The organism is Catenuloplanes japonicus, assembly GCF_000717135.1.
In the GTDB taxonomy this organism is placed as follows: Bacteria; Actinomycetota; Actinomycetes; order Mycobacteriales; family Micromonosporaceae; genus Catenuloplanes; species Catenuloplanes japonicus.
Map to the genome: position 1 here is coordinate 19,613 of NZ_JNXY01000051.1, position 26,902 is coordinate 46,514.

A 26,902-nucleotide genomic window follows, 5' to 3' on the forward strand; every position below is an offset into this window, starting at 1 on the left:
ACCGCGACATCACCCGCCTCGACTCCGTCTGGGAACCCACCCCGCCCGCCGTCCGGCGACTGTCGGTACGGGTTCGTGCCGGGCGCGCGGCCCGGTTTGCGTGGTCGCTGGCCGGCGTGGCCGCGTTCGTCGGCGGGCCGCCCACGGCGGCAGTCCTGACGTACCGGTGGTGGAGTCCGTATCTGCCGACCGCAGCCGACCTGCGCGCGCTGCTCAACGATTCGGGACCGGCCCCGGTCTCGCTCGTCTTGGCCGGCGCGGCCGTCGTCCTCGCGGCGCTGTGGCTGGTCCTGGCCGCGGCCTTGCTCTACGTCACCGCTGCCGAGATCCTTGCCGTCACGGCGGGTATCCGGCTGCCGCGGCCGCGTCTGCCCGGACCGCTGCGCACGCTCGCCGCCGGGCTCGCCGGCACCGCAGCCGCAGGCGTCGGCAGCAACCTCGCACTCGCCGCACCACCCGCCGTCATCACCCACATCGACGCGATCCCCGAAGCCAACCCCACCGCGCGCCTCGGCACAGCCCGGCAGCAGCCAGCCACCGTCGCCGCCGCTCCTCGATACCGGGTGGCTGAAGGCGACTGGATGTGGCACATCGCCGGCCGGACACTCGGCGCGGCAGACCGCTACCTGGAGATCGCCGACCTCAACCCCCAATACGCCGACGACCCCGACTTCCCCGACATCATCACCCCCGGCTGGACCCTCACCCTGCCCACCGAAGCCCACGACCGCGGATCCCGCACCCACGCCCACGGCACATACCTCGCCGCTATCGCCCCACCACCAAACATGCCGGCACCCGCCCCGCGACCCGAGCGTCCCGACCACGCGGACACGCCGTGGACGGCACCACCGCCCGCGGCGCAGGACACACCCGAGCCGGCACAGGCCGCGCCGGAGCCAGACGAGACCGATCTGTTCGACCTGGCGCTTCCGGTCACCGCCACGCTCGCCACGTCCGGGCTGCTCGCAGCGCTGCTGCTCAACCAGCTGCACCGGCAGCGCAACCGGCAACTCCAGCACCGCCGGCTCCACCACCGTCTGACGGCGGCACCACAACCACAAACCGAGACGACGGTACGCGCGGCAGCCCGACCTGCCGACATCGAGCGCCTCGACCACGCACTCCGCGCCCTTACCCACCTGCTTCGGGACACTCCCACAGAGCGGCTGCCGGACATCATCGCCGTCTGGATCAGCCCAGACGCGCTGCACCTGATCCTCACCACCCCCGTAGGCGAACCGCCATCACCATTCGCCACGGACCCGGCCGACACTCGGTGGCTGCTCGACGCCGAAGCCGTCCTGCCGGCCGTGAACGGCGACGAGGTCGCGCTGCTGCCGACGCTGGTCACCGTCGCCTCACACCCGCAAGGCCACCACCTGCTCGTCGACCTCGAACGCGTCGGCATCCTGGCGATCACCGGCGACCCGCGGCAGGCCGCAGACATGCTGCGCTACCTCGCCGCCGAACTGGCCACCAGCACCTGGTCCGACGACACCGACATCATCGTCACCGGCCTGACCCCGGCAGACGCCGAACACCTCACCGCCCTCGGCGGCCACCGCCTCCGCACGGTATCCGCAGCCCAGGCACACACGCTCGCACAACACCGGGCCACCACCGCCTCGGCAGACCGGCTCGCCGCACGGATCTCGCACGCCCACGACGCACAGCCGTCACCGCTCGTCATCCTCGCCACCGGCCCCGACACGGCCACCGCCGTGGGACTCACCGAAAACGCCCTCCACGACGCGGAAGCCATCGCCGCCGCTTCTCGCGCCGACACCCGATTCACGCTTCAGGTCGACGCGGACGGCACCGTCAACCTGGACTGGCTCAACACGACCGGGCTCTACGCCACCGGCCTGCCCGCCGACCAACTCGCCAACCTCGCGCGACTGTTCCGCAGCGCACAATCCCGCCAACCCGCCGCATCCGCGCCCGTCGACGAGCCGGTACCGCCCGCGACCGAGGAATGGGCCAACGGCACCGACGCCCACGGACACCTCCTCCCCGAGCTGACGGTCGTCGCTCCGGCCGAAGAGCCGGCCGGCAACACGCCGCCGAAGCCCACACCCACACCGGTGCCCGCCACCCGTCGCCTCCGGGTACCGGATAGCGATGCCACCCTCGACGCAGATCTCGCGGACTGGCACAACCCGGCAACCACCCGGCTGCGCATCGCGATCCTCGGCCCAGTCGATGTCCAGGCCGCCGGCCCTCCACCCGACGAACGACTCCGCTTCCACCGCGAGATCGTCGTCTACCTCGCCTCCCGCGGACGCCACGGCGCCACCGGCGAACAACTCGACGCCGCCCTCTGGCCCGAAACCATCGTCAGCCCACGAAGCCGCCGCGTCGCCATGAGCCGCACCCGTCGCTGGCTGGCCGAAACCCCCGACGGCCAGCCCTGGCTCCCACCGAACAACAGCATCGACCGCACCTACCACCTCCACGACGGCTACCTACTCGACTGGCACCTCTTCCGCCGCCTCCGCACCCGCGCCGAAACCACCGGCCCGGACGGCGCTGCCGACCTGCGGCGTGCGCTCGAACTCGTCCGCGGCCAGCCACTCGCCGGTGCCGACCTCACCTACTCCACCCGCTACCGCACCCCATACGCCTGGCTACCCGACAGCGCCATCCAGCCCCACCACCTCGTCTCCGCGATCGTCGATACCGTCCACCAGTACGTCGCCCTTTGCCTTGATGCCGGCGATCTCGCCAGCGCCCGGCGGGCCGTCGACATCGCCTGGCAAGCCGATCGGGAACGCGCCGAAGACCACCCCTGGCTCGACGCCATCCGCATTGCATACCGAGCAGGGCACCAGGTGGAGGTCCGTACCCTGCTCGACGACCTCGTTCAAGCCCGAGATGCCGAGGTGCCGGAAGACCTCACCGTGGCGACATACCGCGAGATCATCACCCTGATGCCGGAGATCGTCGGTGCGGGCTGAATGAATCGCCGGGCCGCGGATGGCTGACTTCACTCGAACCCGCGCTGTGCGGCCGAGCGCCGGGACTTTTGAGGAGCACAACGGAAACACCAGCAGAGCGTTCACTGAGGTGTGGTTCCGCTCGATGAGCCGGTGGGTGCGGCCACGCCGTCGTCGCGTGAGGGAAGCCGACCATGCGCCTCGACGCATGGCAGATGGGAACGGGCCGTCGGGGCTATCCTCGGGCCGTCTGCGGAGACGCGCTTGGCGCGCTGTAGGAGGTTACTCGGGGCCGTGACGCCGCCCGGCGGCTGTCCGAGAGCATCGGGTGCATCGCCAAAGTGGGCCGCTGACGCTGACCACACCGTTGGGCCCGCCGCGCCGTGATCGCTTGTGCACGGACGTGGTCAACATCGCCCCCGCATGCCGTAACGAGCTCGGAGCGTCTGGCGAAGGTTGGTGCTGCATCCCGCCTGTCGGCATCCCTCGGTCCATCTCAGGTCGACTGTCACATCCGCGATCTCGGTCGATACATGCTGGACAGTAGGGCCAGGGACGCCTCGGCGAGAGTGTGTTTACACTATCAACGTACAAAACGGGGTAGCCTGACGTGGGATGTGTACAGTAGTGTGGCGACACAGCGTCCTTACTTTAGGTGAGGTCTGGTCGAAAACGGCGGGGTTGAGTCAGCGCGCGTGGGGGTTTTTGTCGTGGAACTGGTGGCGAACCGTTTTCGACTTCTCGGCGTGGTCGGCCGAGGCAATATGGGCGAGGTCTATCGCGCGCAGGATGAGCAGGCCGGTGAGGCCGATTCGATCGTCGCCGTCAAATTGATTCTGCGGACCCGTTCCGGAGGCGTGCCTGCCTCCCGCGAAGAACTGGTGGTCCAGCGCTTTCAGCGCGAGATCCGCATTATGGGCAAGTTGGACCATCCGCAACTGCCTCGTTTGGTGGACGGCGGGGTGGACGAGGAGGGCCGTCCGTACCTGGCGATGGAGCTCCTGTCAGGCGAGACGCTCAGAGACCTGATCAGCGAACATCCCCAGCTGCCGCTGCGTTGGGTGGTCGCCGTCGGCGCCCAGATCGCGGACGGCCTCTTCGCTGCTCACCTTGCCGATGTCATCCACCGGGACCTGAAGCCGGCCAACCTGATGTTGACCAAGGGCGGCCGGGTGAAGGTGCTCGATTTCGGTATGGGTCGGATCGTCGATGACAAGGAGACCTCGCCGGTTACCGGCACCGGAATGACGGTCGGGACTGCTCGCTATATGGCTCCGGAGCAGTTCCAGCGTTCGAAGGTCACCCCGGCGGCGGACCTTTACGCCCTTGGCTGCGTGCTCTTCGAGATGTTGACAGGCGTGGCACCGTTCATGGACGGGGCTGCCCATGAAGTCGGTCAGAGACACCTTTACGAGATGCCGTCGGATATCAAGATCCTCCGCTCGGACGTCCCTGAGAGCCTGAACAGGCTGGTCGTCCAGCTGCTTGAGAAGGATCCGGCGCATCGACCGGTTACGGCCGCCGAAGTGCGCGACCGTCTCCTCGCCATGCTGGACGTGGTACCGGTAAGTGAGCCGATCGATGGCTGGGAGGAACTCGATCCAACTGGTTACGTGCCGGTCGCACCACTACCGGCGTCGCCCGCTGCAGTGAATCAGGAGAGGGAAGCGGGAGGCGATCGGCCGAGGCCGACCGCCGGCATGGATGTCTTCGCGGTGCATGACCAGATGATCGCCGACTACCGCCGGTTCACCGAGGGTGGCACCGTCATCCGCGACGATCGGATCAAGTCGTTCGTGGAGGATGACCTCGACAGTAAGGCTCAGTGGCCGGAACCCTGGCTGTCGCTGAGCCCGTCGTTTGCTCCCGGCGGCAACGTCGTCGAACTCGTCCGCGATGGAGTGCTGCATCCCGAGTGTGCCAGGATCTTTCAGGCGAAGAAGCGTGACGACAGCCAGGTCTGCGACGGCCGGCCGCTGGCGCTCTACCGGCATCAGCGGCAGGCGATAGACCTCGCTCAGGCGGGGGCTTCCTACGTTCTGACCACGGGCACCGGTTCCGGGAAGTCCCTGTCGTACATTGTGCCGATCGTCGACCGGGTACTGCGGGCGCGAGCAGAGGCCGGGCGGCAGTCCGGCGGGCGAGTGCGGGCGATCGTCGTCTACCCGATGAACGCCCTGGCGAACAGTCAGGTCCAGGAGCTCGACAAGTATTTGCGCAATGGTTACGGCACCGGAAACGAGCCGGTCACCTACGCGCGCTACACCGGTCAGGAGTCCGAGAACACTAAGAAGCAGATCCGGGACAACCCGCCGGACATCCTGCTGACCAACTACGTGATGTTGGAACTCATGCTGACCCGCCCGGACGAGCGCCGTTCCTTGATCCGGATGGCCCGCGGGTTGGAGTTCCTCGTGTTCGACGAGTTGCATACCTACCGAGGTCGTCAGGGTGCAGATGTCGCCCTGTTGATTCGTCGTGTCCGGCAGGCCTGCGCGGCCGAGGAGCTGCAGTGCATCGGTACCTCGGCGACCATGTCGACCGAGGGAACTCCCGACATGCAGCGACGGGTCGTCGCCGGAGTTGCCACGGATCTGTTCGGTACGCAGATCATTCCCGATCATGTCATCGGCGAGACCTTGGTACGTGCGACCGGGCGGACACCGGAGACCGTGCCGGCCGAGCGTCTGCGTGCGCCGGGAGCACCGCGCGCCTACGCAGACCTGGCCGCAGATCCGCTGGCCCGATGGATCGAGACCCGCTTTGGCTTGACCGACGACACCAAGAAGCGCCAGCCGCCGGCCCGGGTCGCCGACGCGGCAAAGGACCTGGCTGCGATGAGTGGTGTCGCGGAGTCGACCTGTGTCACGGCGATTCAGCAGACCCTGCAGGCAGGAGCGCAGGCCCTAAATCCAGAGGACGACCGGCCGCTGTTCGCCTTCCGGCTCCACCAGTTCCTCTCCAAGGGAGACACGGTCTACGTGACTCTCGAGGACGAGATGGTGCGCCATCTGACGAGGGACTATCAGCTTATCCAGCCCGGGTCTGGCGGAAAGATCCTGTTGCCGCTCGCCTTCTGCCGCGAGTGCGGGCAGGAGTATCTGACGGTGTGGCGCACCGAGGAAGCCGACCGTGTCGTCTACGAGCCGCGACGGGATACGAACGCGACCGGCGGCCGTACCGGTGACGGCTATCTGTACATCGACCGCGAGCGGGGATGGCCAGCCTCCACGGCGGAGGCTATCGGGGAGCGCCGCCTTCCAGACTCGTGGTTGGAGACCGATGAGTCCGGTGCGGAGACCGTCCGTGACAGCTATCTGCCCCGCCTTCCCCGCCCGATTACGGTGGATCCGCACGGTGTCGAGGGCCGTGGCGACCTGCACGCGGCGTTCATCCCGGCGCCCTTCCTGTTCTGCCCCCAGTGTGGAGTCAGCTACGAGCAAGTGCGCGGGAAGGACTTCGCCAAGCTTGCGACCCTGGACCAGGAGGGTCGGTCGTCAGCCACCTCGGTAATCTCAGCCTCTGTAGTCCGATCCTTGCGGGCCGTAGCGCCAGAAGCACTAGATGCGCGTGCTCGAAAGCTGCTTGCCTTTGTCGACAACCGGCAAGACGCCTCGCTGCAGGCGGGCCACTTCAACGACTTCGTTCAGGTCACCCAACTGCGCGGAGCCCTGTATCAAGCAGCCCTCGCCGCTGGCCCGGACGGGTTACATCATGAAAACCTGGCCGAGCAGGTCACCAAGGCGATGGCTCTGGCACCGGCGGACTTCTCTCGCGGCGACGGTCTCGCGCCGAGCTTGGCCAGAGCAGCCGAGCGGACCTTGCGGGACGTCGTCGCCTTCCGCGTCTATCTTGACCTGGAGCGCGGCTGGCGGGTGACCATGCCAAACCTGGAGCAGACCGGCCTGATCGAGATCGACTACGCAGATTTGGGTTGGCTCGCGCAGGAGCAGGACCGGTGGTCCAGAAGCAGCGATGTGCTGAAGTCCGCAGAGGCGGACCAGCGCGAGCAGATCCTGCGCGCGCTGCTGGACGAGATGCGACGGGCGCTCGCCGTCGACGTGCAGTATTTCCGGGACGATTTCGACACCCTTCAACGCGCGAGCGAGGAGCGGCTCGTCGATCCGTGGGTGCTGGCCAAAACCGACGGGCCGCGCATTAGCACGGTCTACCCGCAGCCGTCGCGGCCCGGGATGGATCGTTCCGGCCTCTTCCTGGGCGGTCGAGGGAAGTTCGGCAAGTACCTACGCCGTTCGCACTTCCCACAACTGTCGATCGACGACACCCAGAAGGTCATCGTCGATTTGCTGCGCATTCTGACCGACGCCGGGATGGTCGCCGAGGTCAGGCAGGCACCGGAACGAGCTGGACGTGGCCGTCGCCCGTCCGGTGCTACACCGGTGACCGGCTATCGGGTCTCGGCCGCCACCCTCATCTGGCGGGCCGGAAAAGGCCAGTCCGGAACCTACGACCCCTTGACCCGGACGTATGCCAGTGGCGACGGCCCACGGGTGAATGACTTCTTCCGCGACCTCTACCGGGATACCGCTCGTGAGCTGGGTGGACTCGTCGCTCGCGAGCACACCGCTCAGGTCGCTCCAGCGGAGCGGGAAGCCCGGGAGATCGCCTTCCGCGCCGCGGAGCTGAAGCTCCTGTACTGCTCGCCCACCATGGAACTGGGCGTAGACATCTCGGAACTGAACGCAGTTCTGATGCGAAACGTGCCACCGACGCCCGCCAATTACGCGCAGCGCAGCGGCCGAGCCGGCAGATCCGGACAGCCCGCGCTGATCACCACCTACTGCGCCACCGGCAACAGCCATGACCAGTACTACTTCCGGCGCTCCGAGCGCATGGTCGCCGGCGTCGTAGCCCCACCCCGCCTCGACCTGGCCAACGAGGACCTGGTCCGTTCACACATTCACGCCCTCTGGCTGGCCGAGAGCGGAATGAAGCTGGGCCACAACATCCCGTCCGTCATCGATATTTCTTATCCAGAGGGAGCCCGGGTTCCGGCACCACAGCTCCAGTTGCACGACAACATCCAGGCATCGATGCAGAACTCGACCGCGGCCGCCAGGACTGTCGCGGCGGCGCGGCAGGCACTGGCCGCACTGATCCCAGAATTTCGTGAGAAGACCTCATGGTGGGATGAGGAATGGATCGAGGACAAGGTCAGGCACGCGCCACACGAGTTCAACTGGGCTTTTGACCGGTGGCGTGAGCTGTTCCGAGCGGCACTGATCGACCAGGCGGAACAGAACCGCAGGGTCCTCGATCACACGCTCGCCGACCGCGACCAGCGTGCTGCTGTCAGCCGGCGTCGAGAGGCGGAGACCCAGCTCGCCCTGTTGAAGAACGAGTCCGTGGAGAACCGGTCGGTGCTGTCGGACTTCAACCCGTACCGCTACCTGGCGAGCGAAGGCTTTCTGCCCGGATACTCGTTCCCGCGGCTGCCGCTGGCCGCATACGTCCCGGCGTCGGGGCGTCGATTCGACGACGGCGACTATCTGCAGCGACCTCGGTTTCTGGCCATCCGAGAGTTCGGGCCGGGTGCCCTCATCTATCACGAGGGCGCCCGCTTCCAGGTAACCCGCATCCAACTGCCGCCCGACTCCGACGGCGAGGTGACCACCACCGCGGCCCGCCGCTGCGAGAGCTGCGGATACCACCACGAGTCCCGACATCACGCGGTTCGCTGCGAGATGTGCGACGAACCGCTTCGCGTCGAAACAACAGGTCTGTTGCAACTGCACACCGTGTACACGCGCCGGCGAGAGCGGATCTCCTCGGATGAAGAGGAGCGCCGCCGGGCTGGCTTCCGACTCGTCACCTCCTACCGGTTCACCGACCACGGGCAGCGGGCTGGCCGCCGTGACGCCCTGGTGTCGGGCCCCGGTGGTCCGATCGCAGCCCTGGCGTACGGTGATTCGGCGACCGTGCGAATCACCAACAAGGGCCGGCTGCGCGCCAAGCCGAACGAGCCGGATGGGTTCTGGCTCGATCCGGTCAACGGGGAGTGGATGAACGAGCGTGATGCCGCCGAAGCTGCCGGGGACTCCACCGAGATGCCGGTCGTCGACGATGCCGGAAACGAGAAGCGTCGCAAGCGGCGAGTGCTGCCGTACGTCGAGGACCGGCGCAACGTCCTTGTGGTGAAACTCGTCGACCCGCTACCACGCGAGGCAGCATTGACTCTGATGTACGCGCTGGAGCGCGGGATCGAGGCCGCCTTCGAGCTGGAGGACTCCGAACTGGTCAGCGAACTGCTACCCCCGGTCGAAGGACCGCGAGACCGCATGCTGTTTATGGAGGCAGCCGAGGGTGGCGCTGGAGTGCTGCGCCAGATGCAATCGGATCCGCGCGCTCTGGCCGCTGCCGCTGCCGAAGCACTCGACATCTGCCACTTCACCGCCGACGGCACCGACCGCGGCGGCGCGCACCCGGACCGGCCCTGCGCCCGTGGTTGCTACGAGTGCCTGCTCACCTACGGCAACCAGCTCGACCACTCCGCGATCGACCGGCAGCTGATCAACGACCTCCTGGTGCGTTTCGCCAACGGGGAGGCGCTCGCCACCGGCCGTGGAGAGTCCCGCTCCGAACAGCTGGCCAGGCTCACCGGGCAGGCCGACTCGAGTCTGGAGACTGACCTGCTGGCGTGGCTCAAAGCCCGCGGGTATCACCTTCCCCACGAGACCCAATACCACGTTGCGGGAGCGCTGGCCCGGCCCGACTTCGCCTACCTGCTGCCCGGCGTCAACGTCGCCATCTTCGTCGATGGGCCGGTGCACGACCACGCGGTCATCGCCGAGCGCGATGCCGACGCTGAGGAACGACTCTACGACTTGGGCTGGGAGGTCATCCGATTCCCTCACAACGGCGACTGGGCGGCCATCGTCAAACAGCACCCGTCCTATTTCGGCCCCGGCTCCAGCGAATGACCTGCGGCAGTACGGAAGGATCCACCCACCGATGAGTTCAACCTTCGCTCCCGGCTCGCTGGTCTCGGCCCGCGGACGGGACTGGGTAGTGCTGCCCGAGAGCGCCGCCGACATGCTGGTGCTGCGCCCGCTCGGTGGCGCCGACGACGACATTGCCGCGGTATTCCCCAGCTTCGAAGAGGTGCACGGCGCACAGTTCCCGCCGCCGGACCCCACGGACGCCGGCGATGCCTATGCGGCCGGGCTGTTGCGCTCCGCATTGAGAATCGGATTCCGGGCCGGCGCCGGCCCATTCCGGTCACTGGCCGGAATCGCTGTCGAACCACGCGCCTACCAACTGGTTCCGTTGATGATGGCGCTGCGGCAACGCACCGTCCGATTACTGATCTCTGACGACGTCGGCATCGGCAAGACCGTCGAAGCCGGCCTCATCGCCACCGAGATGCTCGCCCAGGGCAGCGTTCGTGGACTGGCGGTGCTCTGCTCCCCGGCGCTGGCCGAACAGTGGCAGGAGGAACTGCGCACCAAGTTCGGCATCGACGCCGAACTAGTGCTCGCCTCGACCGTGTCGCGCCTGGAGCGTGGGCTCGACCTGGGACAGTCGTTGTTCGATCGTCACCCCAACGTGATTGTCTCAACCGACTTCATCAAGTCGACCCGGCACCGTGACGATTTCGTCCGGCACTGCCCGGACTTGGTCATCGTCGACGAGGCACATACCTGCGTCGCGGCTGACGAGAAGACTTCAACACAGAATCAGCTGCGCTTCGAGCTCCTGCAACGTGTCGCTGCCGACCCCGAGCGCCACCTGCTGCTGGTCACCGCCACCCCGCACAGCGGCAAGGAGAGCGCATTCCGCAACCTACTCGGCCTACTCCGGCCTGACCTCGCGACCGTGGATCTGGATCGAGAATCCGGCCGACGGCTTCTGGCTCAGCACTTCGTGCATCGCAAGCGTGCCGATGTCCGTCAATACCTCACTGTCGAAGACGGGCTGAAGGACGACACCCTCGCCGAGGCCACGTCATTTCCCGCCGACCGGCTCTTCAAGGACGAGACCTACAAGCTGTCTCCCGCCTACCGGAGCCTGCTGGACGACGCCATCGCGTACGCCGGTGAGCAGGTTGCTGTCGCCGGCACCCATGGCAAGCGCGAGGCCCGGATCGCCTGGTGGTCCGCGATTGCACTGCTGCGATCGCTGGTCTCGTCCCCACGGGCAGCAGCCCAGACGCTGCGCACCAGGTCGGCGGCTGCCGCGGCGAACAGCGCCGTCGAGGCTGACCAGCTCGGCGCACCGCTGATCAGCGACTCCGCAGACAGCGACAGCCTCGAAGGGCTCGACGTCGCGCCGGGAGCACAGACACCAGCCAGCGAATCCAGGCTTGCCGAACTGGCCGAGCGCGCTGCACAACTCGAAGGGCCCGCCGAAGATCTCAAGCTGGCCGCTCTTATTAAGCATCTGAAGGCCCTCCTGCGCGACGGCTACCATCCGATCGTCTTCTGCCGTTACATCCCGACTGCCGAATACGTCGCCGAGCAGCTCCATGGCAAGCTCGGTCGCCAAACCGAGATTCAGGCGGTCACCGGCACACTCTCGCCGCAGCAGCGCCGGCAGCGCATCGAAGCCCTCGCGACCAAAGCAGGGGAGGAGCCCGATGCCCGCCGTGTCCTGATCGCGACCGACTGCCTTTCCGAGGGCGTCAACCTCCAGCACCACTTCGACGCGGTCGTCCACTACGACCTGGCCTGGAACCCGACACGCCACGACCAGCGCGAAGGCCGGGTCGACCGGTTCGGCCAGCAGCGCTCCGAGGTCAAGGTCATCACTCTGTACGGGGCCGACAACGGCATCGACGGCAAGGTCCTCGAAGTACTCATCCGCAAACACCGACAGATTCGTAAGGACCTCGGGGTCTCCGTCAGCATCCCCGACGCCGAATCCACCGGCGTCACCGACGCGATAGTGGAATGGCTACTCATCCGTGGCCGCCCCGCATACCAGCAGGAGAGTCTTTTCGACGCGGACCTTCAGCCGGGTCGTGTCGACGAGAGGGCGGCGGCACTCGACGCCGAGTGGAACTCGGCCGCCGAGCGCGAGCGAACCTCCCGTTCCCGATTTGCTCAGCGCTCGATCCATCCGGAGGAGGTAGCTCGCGAAGTCACCGCGATTCGCGAGACCCTCGGCCGGACCAGCGAGGTCCAGGACTTCGTACGCCGGTCGCTGACCGCGCTCGACGGCGTCCTTCGTGAGGTTCCCGCTTCCGGCGGCGATTTCACCGCAGACCTCAGCGGCTGCCCAGTCGGGCTACGCGACACTCTGGCGCCGCTGGTCGGCTCTGCGGGCAACTCACCACTGTCGTTCAGGGCCAGTCCGGCGGTCGATCGTGGTGAGGCAGCCCTGGTCCGCACCGACCCGGTAGTAAGCGCCCTCGCCAGCCACGTGCTGAACTCGGCACTCGACCCGCAGATCGACGGTCGGCGCCCAGCCCGTCGCTGCGGCGTCATCCGTACCCGAGCGGTCGCTGTACGCACCACCCTGCTGCTCGTCCGCTACCGTTTCCAACTGACGCTGCCGACCCGCGCCGACTTCCGGCAACTGATCGCCGAAGACGCTCGCCTTCTAGCATTCCAGGGCGCTCCCACAAATGCCACCTGGCTGCCGAACGGCGCGGCCCTGGATTTGCTTGACGCGACCCCGGTCGAGAACACCGATCGCGGTTTCGCGGAGAGCACCCTCCGCCGCCTGATCGAGAATCTCCCGGCTGCCACCGAGCATCTGGACACGTACGGTGATGTACTCGCCGCCGACCTGCTCGACTCGCACCGTCGGGTCCGCAGCGCCGCAGGGGAAATCGTACGCGGCGTCAGCGTCACCGCCCTGAAGCCTGCCGACGTTCTCGGTGCCTTCGTCTACCTGCCGGCCACCGGAGGAAACGCCTGATGTCAGCAACCGCCCGCAACCAGGTGTTCTCCGCAGTCCACACGATCGGTGGTCTGCTGCCGGCCGACATGCTCGTCCGGATCTCCGAGGGACGGGACGTCACCGGCTCCGCACCTGCCGACTACCGGATCGTTGGGAGCCGGTCGGTACGCGACGAGGCCGAGCGCCACTGGGACTACCTCAAGTCGATCTGGGCGGAGCTGCGGCAGAAGCTGCCGGTGGCCCCCGACGCGGATACCCCAGCCGACCCGACCGGCCTCGCCGTCCGGGAATGGCTGGAGCCACTGTTCAACACGTTGGGCTTTGGGCTTCTGACCCCGGTCGGTGCCGCCGGCATCAGCGCCGACGACGGTGCGAAGGCCTTCCCGATCAGCCACCGCTGGCAGCATGTGCCGATTCACCTCATCAGATGGAACGCCACGCTCGACATGCGTCCAGCGCCCGGCTCCGTACCGCCACAATCGTTGGTCCAGGAGTGTCTCAACCGGACCAGCACCCATCTGTGGGCTGTGCTCGCCAACGGCCGTCAGATCCGCCTGCTTCGTGACTCCAGCGCCCTGGCCACCGCCTCGTACGTCGAATTCGATCTGGAAGCCATCTTCGACGGCGAACTGTTCAGCGAGTTTGTTCTGCTCTACCGGCTGCTGCACGTCTCTCGGTTCGACATCGCCGACGGCGCCCTGCCGGCCAGCTGCTGGCTGGAGAAATGGCGCGTCGAGGCGATCGCCTCTGGCACCCGTGCGTTGGACCACTTGCGTGACGGCGTCCAGAACGCCATCACCACCCTGGGCACCGGCTTCCTTCGCCACCCCGCCAACGGCCGTCTTCGACAACATCTAGACGCCGAGACCCTGCACACCGCCCTGCTGCGCCTGGTATACCGCCTGATTTTTCTGTTCGTCGCGGAGGACCGCGACGCGCTGCTTGCCCCCAACGCGTCGGAACAGGTTCGCCGACGCTTTGCGGACTATTTCTCTTCAGCTCGGCTGCGCCGCCAAGCCCTACGCCGCCGTGGCACTAGCCACACCGATCTCTACCAGGCGTTGAGGATTGTTTTGGACGCGTTGGGTAACGAACATGGCCGACCCGAGTTGGGTCTGCCCGGTCTTGGCGGGCTTTTCGACAACGGCACGGCCGACGCACCATTGCATGAATTGTTACTTGCCAACGCCGATATTCTCGAAGCGGTACGCCAGCTATGCCGGGTACGCGACGAAAAATCCGGTCGCTGGCGGCAGGTCGACTACCGCAACATGGGTGCCGAGGAACTGGGCTCCATCTACGAGTCGCTACTTGAACTCGTACCAAAGTACAGTGCTGATGAGGCTACGTTTGAACTGGTCAATAGGCTCGGCAACGATCGCAAGAATACTGGTTCCTATTACACGCCGACGTCGCTGATCGAAAGGGTACTGGATACCTCCCTTGACCCGGTCATTGACGACGCGCAGCGGCGTGGCGAGCAGAAGGCGGCGCGGGTTGGGAGCCCTGACACGGCACGGTTCGTCGTCGACGAGCTGCTCTCCCTGACGGTCTGCGACCCGGCGTGTGGTTCCGGCCACTTCCTCGTAGCGGCGGCTCGCCGGATCGCCAAGCGCGTTGCCGCGGTTCGGGAGAGTAATCCGGAACCAACCTTGGATTCGGTACGGCATGCCCTGCATGAGGTGGTCGCCCGATGCCTCTACGGGGTGGACTTGAACCCGATGGCCATTGAACTCGCGAAGGTCTCGCTGTGGTTGGAGGCACTGGAGCCAGGCAAGCCGCTCGGCTTCCTTGATGCACATCTGCGGCACGGCAACGCCCTCATCGGGGCGACGCCCGCGCTGCTACGTGACGGCATTCCGGACAAGGCATTCAAACCGGTCGAGGGCGACAACGCGCAGTTTGCCGCGGCTTTGGGACGACGTAACGCCCAGGAACGGTCCGGGCAGCTCAGCACCGATAAGCTGCTTCGCCAGGCAGTCACGGCGAACACTGGATTCGCCAGCGAACTCCAGAAAATCACCAGCGTAGCCGTCGACAGCCTCCGAGATGTCCGTCGGCAGGCGGATGCGTACCAGAGCTGGACCCGCTCCGACGACTATCAGAAGGCCGTTCGGGTGGCCGACGCCTGGTGTGCTGCCTTTGCCTGGCACAAGGCTAAAGAAGCACCCGCCCCAATTACCCACGAGGTCTTCGTAAACCTACAGGGCGACGCCAAAGGTGCCGCGCCGGCGGAGACACTCCAGGAGATCGAACGGCTCCGTAGTCAGTACAGCTTCTTTCACTGGCATCTCGTCTTCCCGGAGATCTTCGCTGTGTCGGAGGAATCTGCCGAAGACCATATTGACCGGGCTGTTGGATGGGACGGAGGATTCTCCTGTGTGCTGGGAAATCCGCCGTGGGACAAGGTCGACTTTGAAGACAAGAAATATTTTAGTGTAGTCAAACCCGCGATTGCTGCTGTTGCCGGTGTGGCTCGGCGTAACCGGATCGAGGAGTGGGAGGTCGAGAATCCAGCTGGTGGACAGCGCTACCGGGAAGCCCGTCGCACTGTGAAGGCCACTTTCCACTTCGCTGGCGACTCCGGGATTTTCCCTATGTGCTCAAAGGGTCTCACGGTCAAGGGCGTAACCATGTTGCAGATCGATCAGCTTTTCGCTGAGCGAGCGTCCGCACTAGTGAAAGCCACTGGCAGAATTGGATTTATCATCCCGACTGCTATTGCGACCGGCGCGGCGGCGCAGTATCTTTTTGCAAATTTCACCGCTCGCGGTGCAGTCTCGGCACTGTATGATTTTGATAATAGGAAGCCGCTCTTTGTTGGCGTGGATTCTCGCTATAAGTTCTGCCTACTGTCGCTTACCGGAACTTCTTTGAGTGAACCTGTATCACGGTTTGCTTTCTTTATGTCAGACCCCGCTGAGCTTGAAGATGTTTCCCGGATCTTTGCTCTCAGTCCGGATGAGATCAAATTGATGAGTCCCAATACGGGAAACCTGCCGATTTTTCGAAGTCGTCGAGACGCTGATCTTACGCTCGACATATATCGCCGGATGCCGGTCCTTGTTGCCGAGGCGGGTGGTGATCGGAAAGGTTGGCCAATCGATTTCGTTCCAACTCCATTTCATACTACAGATGACTCGGATCTATTTCGAAATCGCGATTTTCTTGAAGCTGACGGCTGGGCGATTGATCGGGGGAACTTTTTTGTTCGCGGCGATGACAGAATGCTCCCCCTCTATGAAGGCAAGATGGTTCATCACTTCGATCATCGGTGGAATTCATTTTTTGGAGAGGGCAACGAAGAGCGCGAAAGAGTCTCAATCGAAGGCAAGTTTGATTCTTCGAATCAGGCAATGCCGCGTTATTGGGTTGCAGAAAATGGTCTAATTGAGACGGTGCGAAAAAGAAAAGAAATGCGTGTGCCCGGTGTGGAAATCCGACTAGGTGATGTTGCCTGGGATCGGCAGTGGCTATGCGGTTGGCGTGACATCTGCCGCACTACCGATGAGAGAACGGCTATCCCGGCCTTTCTGCCGCGCACCGCCGTTGTGGAGACTTTTCCACTGATGCTCCCGCGGGTCTCTCCTGTACTTGCTGCTGCCCTGATTGCCGTGCAGAGCTCGCTAGTATTCGACTACGTGAGTCGTCAAAAAGTCAGTGGTGCCCACCTAAAACAGTTCGTGTGGAAGCAGCTTCCGGTGCCCGCGCCTGCTGTTCTGGCTGACCATACTTCGTTCTTTGTTCCGCGTGTGAAGGAACTCACCTATACGACGTGGGACATGGTCGGGATCGCGATGGACCTTGGCGATGCAGCCGGGACTTCCCCCTTCCGTTGGGACGAGGAGCGGCGTGCGCACATCCGAGCAGAGCTGGACGCGTATTGCTTTCACTTATATGGAATTGTCCGTAAGGACGTTGACTATATCCTGGAGAGCTTCCAGACCGAGAATGGTGGTTTGAAGAACAACGAGATTGCGAAGTACGGCTCGTACCGGACCAAGGAAATGGTGCTGGCTGAGTATGAGCGGATGGCGTCCGCCGGGCTGAGCCTTACGCAGCCGCTCGACGGCGAGAATTACACCTCGACGTTGAACCCACCACCCGGGCACGGTCCGCGGCACCCCGCGCAGTGACCGGCATCATCCCGCTCCCGACAACGACGTCGCCCGCAACGGGCTGGAATAGATGAAGGTGATCACCTCCGATGGTTGTGGCAGCCGAGACCACCCTGCAAGGTCTGCTCGAAGGCGCCAGGCAATATCAGGTGCCGCTCTATCAGCGCACCTACTCGTGGACCGAGCACCACCTGGAACGCTTGTGGGATGACCTTCTCCGGCTCGCCGAAGATCGGGTGGGCAACCCGAAGGCCACGCACTTCATCGGGTCTTTGGTGCTCGCGCCCAGTCCTCAGAACGGGCCGGCCGGCGTACAGGATTTCCTGGTGGTCGATGGTCAGCAGCGCCTCACTACCCTCTCGATCCTGCTCTGTGCGATCCGTGATCACCGGGTTGTCACCGAGGGCGTCGAGCATGAGGGCCGGCTCAACGAGCAGTACCTGATCAATAAGTACGCTCCGCAGCGTCGGCTCAAGCTCGTCCCGACCCAGGCCGATCTGGAGGCGTACGTCGCATGCGTGGATTCTTCGGCTCTGGCCGGCGAGGGTTTGGTCGGCGCCGCGTACCGCTACTTCTGCGCGAAGCTGGCCGAGCCGGACGTGGCGTCGGAGATCCAGCGACTCGAAGAGGCGGTGATCTTCGGTCTAGGGTTGGTGTCGGTCACCGCGCAGGCCGGTGACAACGTGTACCGGATCTTCGAGTCGCTGAACAACACCGGTCTCAAGCTGACCCAGGCCGACCTGCTGCGCAACTACCTGTTCATGCGGCTGCCGAGCCGGGGCAGGGCTGTCTACGACGCGCACTGGCTGCCGTTGCAGGAGCGGCTCACTCCGGCAGAGCTGGAGCTGCTGTTCTGGCTCGACCTGGTTCACCGGGACGTCCGCGTCACGCAGAGCGACACCTACGCGCGGCAGCAGGCCCAACTCGACCGGTTGGACACCGAGGATCAGGTCGAGGCGGAGGTGCGCCGGTTCGGTCGGCTCGGTGAGCTGCTGCGGCTCATCCTGCACCCCCAGGAGGAGCAGGACCCGGCGGTACGTTTCCGGCTCGAACGTCTCTATGTGTGGGGTACGACGACGGTGTACCCGGTTGTACTGCATCTGCTGGACCGGCGCAGCCAGAAGACCGCGACCAGCAGCCAGGTGGCCGCCGCACTGCACTATGTGGAGAGTTTCCTGGTCCGGCGCCTGCTGATCGGCCGGGCCACCGCGAACATCAACCGGAACCTGCTGTCGATCGTCACCGAGATGGACAAGGACCTGCCAGTCGATCAGGCGGTGCACGCCTACCTCTCGGCCGGCCGCAAGTACTACGCCACTGACAACGATGTCCGCAACGCTGTCCGGACGCTGCCGTTCTATACGAACGGGCGGGCCGCACAGCGGACCCTGGTGATGCGCTGGCTGGAGGAGTCGTACGGCAGCAAGGAGCCCGTCTCGCTGGGCAAGCTGACCATCGAGCACGTGTTGCCGCAGAAGATCGGTCCGGAGTGGCAGCGCATGCTCGCCGCGGACCTCAATCCGGACGAAAACGTCACCGAGGTCCACGACGCCCTGGTGCATACCCTGGGTAATCTGACCCTGACCGGCTACAACGCCGAACTGGGTAACAGCCCGTTCCCCGTCAAACGGGTGCAACTGGCCAAGAGCGGCCTGCGGCTGACTCAGGACATCATCGACAGCGAGCGCTGGGGCCGGCCGCAGATTCGAGCCCGTGCCGAGTCGCTCGCCGAACGGATCATCGCATATTGGCCGGGTCCGACCGCGCAGACGACCGATCAGAACGAGGTCCGCTGGGACCTCATGACCAAGGCCCTCGCCGCGATGCCCGCGGGTGCCTGGACGACGTACGGTGATCTCGCTGCGCTGATCGGCACCGCGCCGCAGCCGGTCGGCAACCGCCTACGCGCCCACCCCGTCCCGAACGCCCACCGGGTGCTGCAGGCCGAGGGGACCGTCGCGGGTGGTTTCCGCTGGCCGGACGGCCGAACTGACGACCCCATGAAGGTGTTGACCTCGGAGGGCGTGGCGTTCAGCGAACAGGGCGTGGCCAATCCCGCCCAGCGCATCGACCTCGAAGAGCTGGCTCAACTGAGCGGCGCTGCCCCGGAAGACCTACCCCAGAGGATGCCTCGGCCTCGGTTGGCGGAGGCGAAGCTGCGGGCCGAGCGTTTCGCCGAGCAGATGGGTGTGCTTCAGGATGGCAGGGTTGCCGGGGCGACTCTGGCGTTGCTCGACCGCTGGTCCGAGTTGGGCGGCAGTCTGCTCTACGGTGAGGCCGCTGAGACGTCGTGCTTCCTGATGGCCCGCGAGAGAGGGCATACCGAGGGTGACATCTGGCCGGCGACCATCTACCCGAGCGGCAAGTTCGAGGTGGTGTTCCAGCATCTGAGCAGCCGTGCTCCGTTCGACGATCCGGCGTTGCGGGAGCAGCTTCGACAGCGGCTCAACCGGGTGCCGGGGGTCGAGATCGCCGCCGCAAAGCTGACCCTGCGCCCGGGTTTTCCACTGAAAGTCCTCACTACTCCCGGCGCCGCCGACATCCTGCTGGAGAGCCTGCAATGGTTCTACGAGCAAGCCCACCTGACCGAGCAGGACAGTATCGTCACCGTCTAATCGTCGATCACCACGGAGGGTGTGACGTGCCGCAGCTTGCCTTCGCCACCAGCTTTTGGCAGAGCTATGACGTTCTGGAAAAGCCGATGAAGGCCGGCGTGCGCAAGGCGATGGCGAAATTTCAACAGCTGACAGTTGCCGAGCTCTATGCAGATAAGGGACTGCATCTGGAGTCGGTCAACAACTCGCGTGACGCTCGGATGCGGACCATCCGGATCACCGACTTCTGGCGCGGTGTCGTCCTCGCTCCGGACGACGGTAGTGAGACCTTCCTCCTGCTCAACGTGGTGCCTCATGACGACGCATACGGATGGGCGGCCAAACGGGTCTACACCGTCAATACTGCTACCCGGGCGCTGGAGGTACGCAACGTCGTCGCGATCGAACAGCTGACCCCGGTGCTCGAGAAGGAGGCGGCGAAGGCACCATCGCTGCTGTTCGCGAAGCACTCCGATAGCGTGCTCCGCGATCTCGGAGTCGACGACCAGGTGCTGCGAGCGGTGCGCACAATCGTCGACAAGGTCCAACTCGACGCGTTCGGCACGCTGCTCCCCGAGGACCAGTTCGAGGTGCTGCAGTACCTCGCCGAGGGCTTCAGCCCGGAAGAGGTCTACCGCGACGTCGTCGCGGAACGACGTCCACCCGACCCGATCGACGAGTCCGAGCAGAGTCTGGCGATCGCAATCGCCAACACCCGCAGCCGAATCACGCTGGTCACCAGCCCCGATGAGCTGATCGAAGCTTTGGAGAAGCCGTTCGAGGCATGGCGAGTCTTCCTTCACCCGTCTCAGCGGCGGGTCGCCTATCGTGTCTCATTCCTCGGCTCAGCCCAGGTGACCGGTGGTCCTGGAACCGGAAAGACCGTCGTCGCGCTGCACCGGGTCAAACACCTCCTGGCCCGATACCCCGACCATCGGATCCTGCTGACCACGTTCACCAACGCGCTTGCCGACACGCTCCGGGCGAACCTATCTCTGCTGCTCGGCGTCGACACTCTGCCCCCTCGGCTGGAGGTCTCCACGGTCAACGCCTACGCGTACCGGACCGTGCAACAACTGTCAGGCCGGGCACCCGCCCCGATCGGCGACGTCGATGAACGACAGCTGTGGCGTCGAGTTCAGCGTCGGCTCGGCTTGCCGTGGGCTGAGCAGTTTCTCCAGCAGGAGTACCGGCATGTGATCCTGGCGCAGAACCTGCGCACCCGCGAGGAGTACCGTGCCGCTGCGCGGCGAGGTCGAGGCCGTGCGATCGGAGCGCCACAACGAGATCTAATCTGGGATGCAGTCGAGGCATTTCATGGGGAGTTGAGCGCTGCGGGAAAGACCACCCAGCTGCGAATGTGCGCGACGGCCGCAGAGCTGGTCGACGGGGCGAAGCCGGCCATGCGCGAATTCCAGCATGTGGTCGTCGATGAAGCGCAAGACCTGCATCCGATGCAGTGGCGACTGTTGCGAGCCGCGGTGGCACCCGGTCCCGACGATCTGTTCTTGACCGGCGATCCACACCAACGCATCTACGACAACCGGGTTTCACTGGCATCGGTGGGCATTTCGGTTGCCGGACGCAGCAGCCGATTGCGCCTCAACTACCGAAACACCGAGGAGATCTTGAGCTGGTCGGCCGGCCTCATGCACGAGTCGCCGGTCGCGGACCTGGAGGGCCAGGGCTCGGACACTCTCGCGGGCTATCGCTCCCTGCTGCACGGACGCCGGCCGCACATCTCGGGCTATGCCAGCGAGCAGGAGGAAGTGGCGGCTCTGGTTGCCCAGGTGCAGGAGTGGTTGGCCGGCGGGGTCAACAGCAGCGAGATCGCGGTGTGCGCTCGATTCAACCTCTTGCTGAACCGGATCGCCGAGGCGCTGTCCGCGGCCGGAGTACGGACGGTGCGAGTGAAGGACAACCCAGCAGCGACCGAGGACGGTGTACGGCTGTCGACCATGCATGCGATGAAAGGGCTCGAGTTTCGTTGTGTCGCTGTGGCGGGGGTCACGGCTCAGTCGGTGCCGTTCGCGAAGGAAGTCACGCCAGCCGAGGTCGACCGCGTGCAACATGACAGTGATCTCCTTAGGGAGCGCTGCCTGCTCTTCGTCGCGTGCACCCGTGCAAGGGAGGCGCTACACGTCTCCTGGAGCAGGCAGCCAAGCCCTTTCGTCCGTCGAGATCACTGAAAATCAAGCCTCCGGCCGCAACGTGCCGGAAGCCAGACCCTCGCGCGCTCGGGCAATCATGTCGAGACTGGTGAGAGTGATCTCGCGCAGCCGTTCCTCTGCCCGGTCGAGCGCCTGGAACGTTACGGCGTAGCGGCGCTGCTCATCGATGCTCATTTGAGGGATGCGAGCGCCGCGGATGTCGGCGCGGAAGCTGCCACTGCCGCTGGTCGCCCGAGAGACGTTTGTCGAACTGTGAAGGAATCCGCGTAGGAAGGCGGTATCGAGCTGGTCGCTGTTTGACGTCACCGTTCCGTCGTGAATGACGACCAGGCCGGCGCGGCTCAGATCAGACACGCGCAGTGAACTACCTTCAAGGCTTCCTGGTCCTGCCGTGAGACTCGGTAGCTCACGGGCTACCTGGCTAAGCTGATCGAGAGCAGCTTTCCGAGCGGCTGAATACTGAGCGGTCCAGTCGAGCTGCGTCGACTTTGTGTATCGGGTCGGTGTCAGGTCGACATCCTCGTCCAGAAGGTCGACCAGTGGTACCTCGGCTACATGATGCTCGTCCGGAAGCAGTGAGCCCATGGGGTCGACATCGCTCAAGTCGCAGAAGCGAACCGAGGCGACCGGGCCGCTGGTCTGCCCTGGTCGGACCACCGACCAAAGGTGTACTGGTTGTGAGTGGGCGGTGGCTAGACCGGGCGGCAACGCGGTGACCTGTGTGAGGACTCCGCGCCGCACAAGTTCGGCCCGGATTCGACGTCCTGGCCGCCGGTACGCCACCGACGGTGGCATCGCCACGATCGCCGTTCCACCAGGCGCCAGATGGGCGTAGCAATGTTGTAGCCAAGCCAGCTCGACCTCAGCTTTGGTGGGCACACCAAACTCCCACCGTGGGTCGAGCATGAGGTTCTCTCGTCCCCACGCTGTGCTGCCGACTGGAGGATCGCAGACCACCAAGTCGGCGCGAAGCTCAGGCCAGCCATCCGCCTGAAGCGAGTCGCCGACGACGATACTGAATTCGAGGTTGGCAAGAGCGGCACGCGCTGTCGCTAGGCGCGCGAAAGTCTCGTTGACCTCTTGACCGACTACGCGCACATTCGGGCCTGGCGCGACGGTCAAGAGGAGCGATGCCGAGCCGCAAGCCGGGTCGAATATGACGCCTGCGTCGAGTCTCGCGAGCCGAGACACGACAGCAGCAAGGGGTGGAGCCGTGAAAGTCCCGCCTGAGGGGAGCGATCGCTCGATGAGTGCATCGATTACCTCTGAAGGGCTGCTCTGCGCGGCCATCGCGGTCAACCGTAGTTGAGTTGTCTCATCAAGGCGGCCGGAGGCACTTAATGTGAATAGTTCGGCGACATCAGCAATACCGGTGACGATGTCGTCGCCGTACCGTTCCCGGAGGGCTTGCCAGACGAGCACCTCGTCGGAAGCCTGACTAGGTTTCCGTTGTCGATCAAGCCAGTCGTTCACCTCTGAGAGTACGAACAGCGCGTTCCGTCCGCCACCTACCGGAGCGGGGAAGTCGGCGTGTCGGCGTCGCCAATTTGAGACCGCTGCGCGGGTGACGCCCGCGAGGCGGGCCACCTCAGCAGCAGAAACGAGTCCGTTTGATGCGACGCTCACGAATCCAATCTACACGGAGGCCCCGATGTAGCCACGAGTTTCATGATGACAGTGTTAACGGACGCAACGCCCTTCGAACCTACGAGAGGCCCCGCGTCCGAGGGCCGGTCACCAGGCAGCGAAAGCTTTTGCCTGGGCGGGGTCTATGCGGTTAGGGCGAGACGATGCAGGGGCGCGGGGTCGGATGCCGCAACGTACCGGAAGCTCTGTGGTGGTTGAAATGTCCCTGACTGTCGGAGTCCTCGTAGTGGCAGCGGTTCGTTTAGGGTGTTGATGGCGCGTAGGTGGAGGAGGACCGCGGTATCGACTCCGTCGAGGTAGGCGTCGAATTCCGGCCGGTTCAGCGCGAAGCTGCTCTGGAAGCGTTGCCAGGCCATGTCGGCGGGCATGGACTCGACCGTTCGGAGGCGGGCGGTGCCGACGATGGCCATGACAGGGCTACTGGCGTACAGGATGACCGGAGTTCCTGGCAGGGCGTTGACCGGCCGGCGCCTGATCTCGATCGTCTTGGTGCCGTCCAGGATCGCCGCGGCGAACCGCGGGCGAAGCGACAGAAGCAGCGTCTTCGGACTCGTCACCGTTCAACACCTTCTCTATATATCGCTGCGAAGAGCGCAGCCGGAACCCTCATTGGACCTTGTGGAGCCTGCGCCGCCAGTCCGTGTTGACGCAGAAGATCGGCAAGGCGGCGGCGTGGCACCGGCCGGGCGAGAATCTCGGTATTGGTGAACCTCAACGCCTGCGCTCGTTGCTCCCGGGCAACGCCCCAGACTGAGGACCGGTCCCAGACCCCAAGATGCCGGAACCTGCTGTGCAGGTCGTCGGGCGAACCTTCAACGACGGAGTCGAGCGCCGAGCAGGCGACGACGCCTGGGGGTGCGGCTGTGGTGGGGCCGGTGGCGCTCATGTACCACAGCAGCCGGGCCGGCGCGGAGAAGCGCAGACCTCGTGGGCTGCGGTAGTAGACGTGCTCTCGGTTGAGGCCGAGGTGGTTCTGGCGCGGGAGAAGCCCGGCCGGTACGCCGAGAAGGTCGGCGGAGTACGCCTGCTGGATCGGCAGGAGATAGGTCGGCAGCCGGCTGTCGATGATCTTCGCGGGCCACCATGCGCGTTCCAGCTCAGAGGCCACCAACGAGGGCATACCGGATCGTAAGGTAGCCGGCTCGATGAGCCCGGCACGGCGCGCCGCCACGACCGCCTGGTGTTCGACCTCTCCTGCCGTACCGACCGCCGGAAGCACATAGGCAACGAGGTCCTGTCCGTCGCCGACGAAACCGTCAGTCAACGCGGCGGACCTGACCTGCGACGACGCATACCCGTCGGTAATGCGAACGACATGCCTGCCGGCATCACGCGCCTGTTGCCTGACAAGGAACAGCAACTGGCGCGCCAGGGTATCTCCGATAGGTGCGTCCGTGACGCGCAGCAGCGGCACCACAAGTTTATCCGGCGTCGTGACCAGCCCGTACAGCCCGTCGATGCTTCCGTCGGGCCCGTAGACGCCGATGCGGTCGTGTTTGCCGAGCGCGAGTTTCCGCATAGCCTGAAGCAAATGCTTGGGGCTCTCACCGCCCCGCCGATTGGCGAGCACGGCGGTGGAATCGTCGTGGCCGCTGCCGATCAGATGCCGTACGTAGCCCGTGGCCAGCAGATCCACCGGGCGGTACGACTCCGCTCTCTCCAACTCATCCAGGTGAACGACCACGTCACTCGGGCGCAGAATCCGCACGCCGTGGTCTGCTGCAGCTGGGCCGAGCGTCCGCGTGAGGTCGCTGTCTTTGGTGATCAGAACCTTGACTCCCGACGCTGCGGCATCCGCCACGTGCGCGAGGTCGAACCGATCGTTGGCGTTCCGTGGATAGTCCGGATGTGTCTTCTTTCCCTCCACCGTCAACTGCGCCCTGAGCTGCGAGGTGAAGGTCCCGTCCGCACGGACTGACGGGAACGGTTGCGCGGTGCGCGAGCACCGGGCGCGCAGATCGCCGTTCATGGTGGCGATCTCCCGATCGAGAGCCGCAGTGCGCACCAACTCCAGGCGCCCCGCCATCTGGTCGCTGAGCAGCGACAATGAGTCTTCGCGGTCTCCTCGCGCCGACTCTGCGAGATCGCGAAGGATGTTCAAATCGATCGCGGCGCGGACGAGAACGGTCTCGGCGTCGACGGTGAACAGGTTGGGATGGCCGTGATCGCGCCACCATTCCACAATCGGCTCGCGGTCACGGCCCCGGCCGGCTTTCTCGCCGATGCTGGTGAAGCCCAGACTGATCCACATTTCGGCCAGGCCATAGTCATGGCGGCAGCGCACCAGGATGCCCCGGTACTCGGCATGTCGCTGACTGATGTCGTCCACGAGGATCCGCGCGAAGCCGTGTCCCCGAAACTTCTCGTCCACACATAGGTGCGTCAGTCTGACGCGCCCCCGGCCCAGGCCGTACAGCGCATACGCCACCGCCCGTTCACCCTGGTATGCCACGCGAAGACAGCCCTTCGCCGCGGCATCGTCGTAGACGGCGAACGCCAGGTGACCGAGCGTCGAACGTGCCGTGTTGCCAAGCCGGATCGCCTGCTCGACGGCGTCGCTGCCCGCACGTGCGGCAACCAGGCGAAGCGCTGGATTCGGCTCTGAAGGGAGAGACGACATTCACGCATTGTGTCGAATCTAGGACTAGCTGTGTAGATGGCGATCGGTTGATTCGTGGTCGGCTTTCTGATCACCCAGGCTCATGCTGCTGGGCTGATGCCATGACCCACTGTTCGGCCGAGAGGAGCTTCGCCAGAACCAACGCCCGCCACGGCCGCGTCGACCGTTCAGGATTCGCCTGTCTGTGTCTGCGCTGTCGGCGTTGTCCGACCACGGATGGATGATTGAGATAGGAACGGGGCCCGCGGGTCGAAACCGAGTACGGCGGCCACGAGCTTGGTGTTGAGTGTATGGTGCAGGCCGACGAGGCCGGTTGGTTGTCCGGGATGCGGTTGCTGCTGGGAGGCGAATGGTTGCACCGGATCGAGGTGCAGCTCGTAGAGGCCACACCTGCTCGCCCATCCAAACGAAGCAGGTGGCCACCATCTGGGCCGCTGCACCTGTGGCGGGTGGTTACGACTGCTCGACGCTCTGCTCGAGCACCCACTCGACGGTCGCTGGCGAGGCGGTGTGGCCCTCTCGGGCCAGGCGTGTACTGATATCGATCGGGTCGTCGAGCTGTTCGATCCGGCGCAGCTCGACGATGCGCTCGGCCGTTTCGCTGTCGACCTGGTAATCGATATCTCCCCAATCCACGTTGCGATGCTCGCGTCCAATGTACTCCGACGCGGGCCACTGTAGATTTTCGTCGTAGGTCATCGCACGTCCCTTGGTCAGCAAGGCCGTCCCGATCGTACGAGCGTCGATCCTTGCGGATCCATGACGTGAGTTCCCCCCCCCCCCGGTTTGGCGGAGCTTCTCAAGCATGATCGACTGATCATGGGGAGGAAGTATCCGTGGCCGCACCGAAGAAGTACCCCGACGAACTCAGGGCACGTGCCGTGCGTCTGTATCGCGAGTCGGAGCCGAAGCCGACGATTCGCCGGTTGGCCGAGCAGCTGAACGTGCA

General features: G+C 65.1%; 10 protein-coding genes. 6 read left to right on the forward strand and 4 right to left on the reverse strand.

The window, feature by feature from the left end:
- Positions 1 to 116: 116 nt before the first annotated feature.
- From OP04_RS46585 to OP04_RS46610, 6 genes are all read left to right on the forward strand, one after another.
- Positions 117 to 2,960 carry a peptidoglycan-binding protein gene (locus OP04_RS46585; protein ID WP_157241275.1) on the forward strand — a complete coding sequence of 948 codons (2,844 nt, stop codon included), beginning with the start codon at positions 117 to 119 and terminating at the stop codon, positions 2,958 to 2,960.
- Between the two features lie 689 nt (positions 2,961 to 3,649).
- Positions 3,650 to 9,880, forward strand: a complete 6,231-nt coding sequence (locus OP04_RS46590) for a protein kinase domain-containing protein (protein ID WP_033346519.1) — start codon at positions 3,650 to 3,652, stop codon at positions 9,878 to 9,880.
- Positions 9,881 to 9,911: 31 nt separating this feature from the next.
- Entirely contained in the window at positions 9,912 to 12,821 is a 2,910-nt protein-coding gene (locus OP04_RS46595; protein ID WP_033346503.1) for a DEAD/DEAH box helicase, read from the forward strand.
- Entirely contained in the window at positions 12,821 to 16,939 is a 4,119-nt protein-coding gene (locus OP04_RS46600; protein ID WP_033346504.1) for an Eco57I restriction-modification methylase domain-containing protein, read from the forward strand. Before OP04_RS46595 ends, OP04_RS46600 begins: the two co-directional genes overlap by 1 nt.
- Positions 16,940 to 17,010: 71 nt before the next feature.
- Positions 17,011 to 19,536, forward strand: coding sequence for a GmrSD restriction endonuclease domain-containing protein (locus OP04_RS46605; protein WP_033346505.1), 2,526 nt, complete (start codon positions 17,011 to 17,013; stop codon positions 19,534 to 19,536).
- A 26-nt stretch (positions 19,537 to 19,562) separates the two neighbouring features.
- Entirely contained in the window at positions 19,563 to 21,704 is a 2,142-nt protein-coding gene (locus OP04_RS46610; RefSeq protein ID WP_033346506.1) for a UvrD-helicase domain-containing protein, read from the forward strand.
- Between the two features lie 3 nt (positions 21,705 to 21,707).
- On the opposite strand, the gene OP04_RS46615 is transcribed toward OP04_RS46610, so the two are convergent.
- The 4 genes from OP04_RS46615 to OP04_RS46630 all read right to left on the reverse strand — a co-directional run bounded on the left by OP04_RS46615 (position 21,708) and on the right by OP04_RS46630 (position 26,652).
- The gene (locus OP04_RS46615) at positions 21,708 to 23,312 is read right to left on the reverse strand and encodes an N-6 DNA methylase (protein ID WP_033346507.1); all 1,605 of its coding nucleotides are present in this window, start codon (positions 23,310 to 23,312) and stop codon (positions 21,708 to 21,710) included.
- Positions 23,313 to 23,455: 143 nt separating this feature from the next.
- On the reverse strand, positions 23,456 to 23,890 hold the full coding sequence (locus OP04_RS46620) for an ASCH domain-containing protein (protein ID WP_033346508.1): 435 nt from the start codon (positions 23,888 to 23,890) through the stop codon (positions 23,456 to 23,458).
- The gene (locus OP04_RS46625; RefSeq protein WP_033346509.1) at positions 23,887 to 25,953 is read right to left on the reverse strand and encodes a GNAT family N-acetyltransferase; all 2,067 of its coding nucleotides are present in this window, start codon (positions 25,951 to 25,953) and stop codon (positions 23,887 to 23,889) included. Before OP04_RS46625 ends, OP04_RS46620 begins: the two co-directional genes overlap by 4 nt.
- Positions 25,954 to 26,406: 453 nt before the next feature.
- Positions 26,407 to 26,652, reverse strand: coding sequence for a hypothetical protein (locus OP04_RS46630; protein WP_033346510.1), 246 nt, complete (start codon positions 26,650 to 26,652; stop codon positions 26,407 to 26,409).
- Between the last annotated feature and the right edge of the window lie 250 nt (positions 26,653 to 26,902).

What these genes read in the sequence shown, in the direction of transcription:
- OP04_RS46605 (WP_033346505.1), top strand. Translation starts at nt 17,011, where the DNA reads ATGGTTGTGGCAGCCGAGACCACCCTGCAAGGTCTGCTCGAAGGCGCC.
- OP04_RS46630 (WP_033346510.1), bottom strand. Translation starts at nt 26,652, where the DNA reads ATGACCTACGACGAAAATCTACAGTGGCCCGCGTCGGAGTACATTGGA.
- OP04_RS46600 (WP_033346504.1), top strand. Translation starts at nt 12,821, where the DNA reads ATGTCAGCAACCGCCCGCAACCAGGTGTTCTCCGCAGTCCACACGATC.
- OP04_RS46595 (WP_033346503.1), top strand. Translation starts at nt 9,912, where the DNA reads ATGAGTTCAACCTTCGCTCCCGGCTCGCTGGTCTCGGCCCGCGGACGG.
- OP04_RS46625 (WP_033346509.1), bottom strand. Translation starts at nt 25,953, where the DNA reads ATGTCGTCTCTCCCTTCAGAGCCGAATCCAGCGCTTCGCCTGGTTGCC.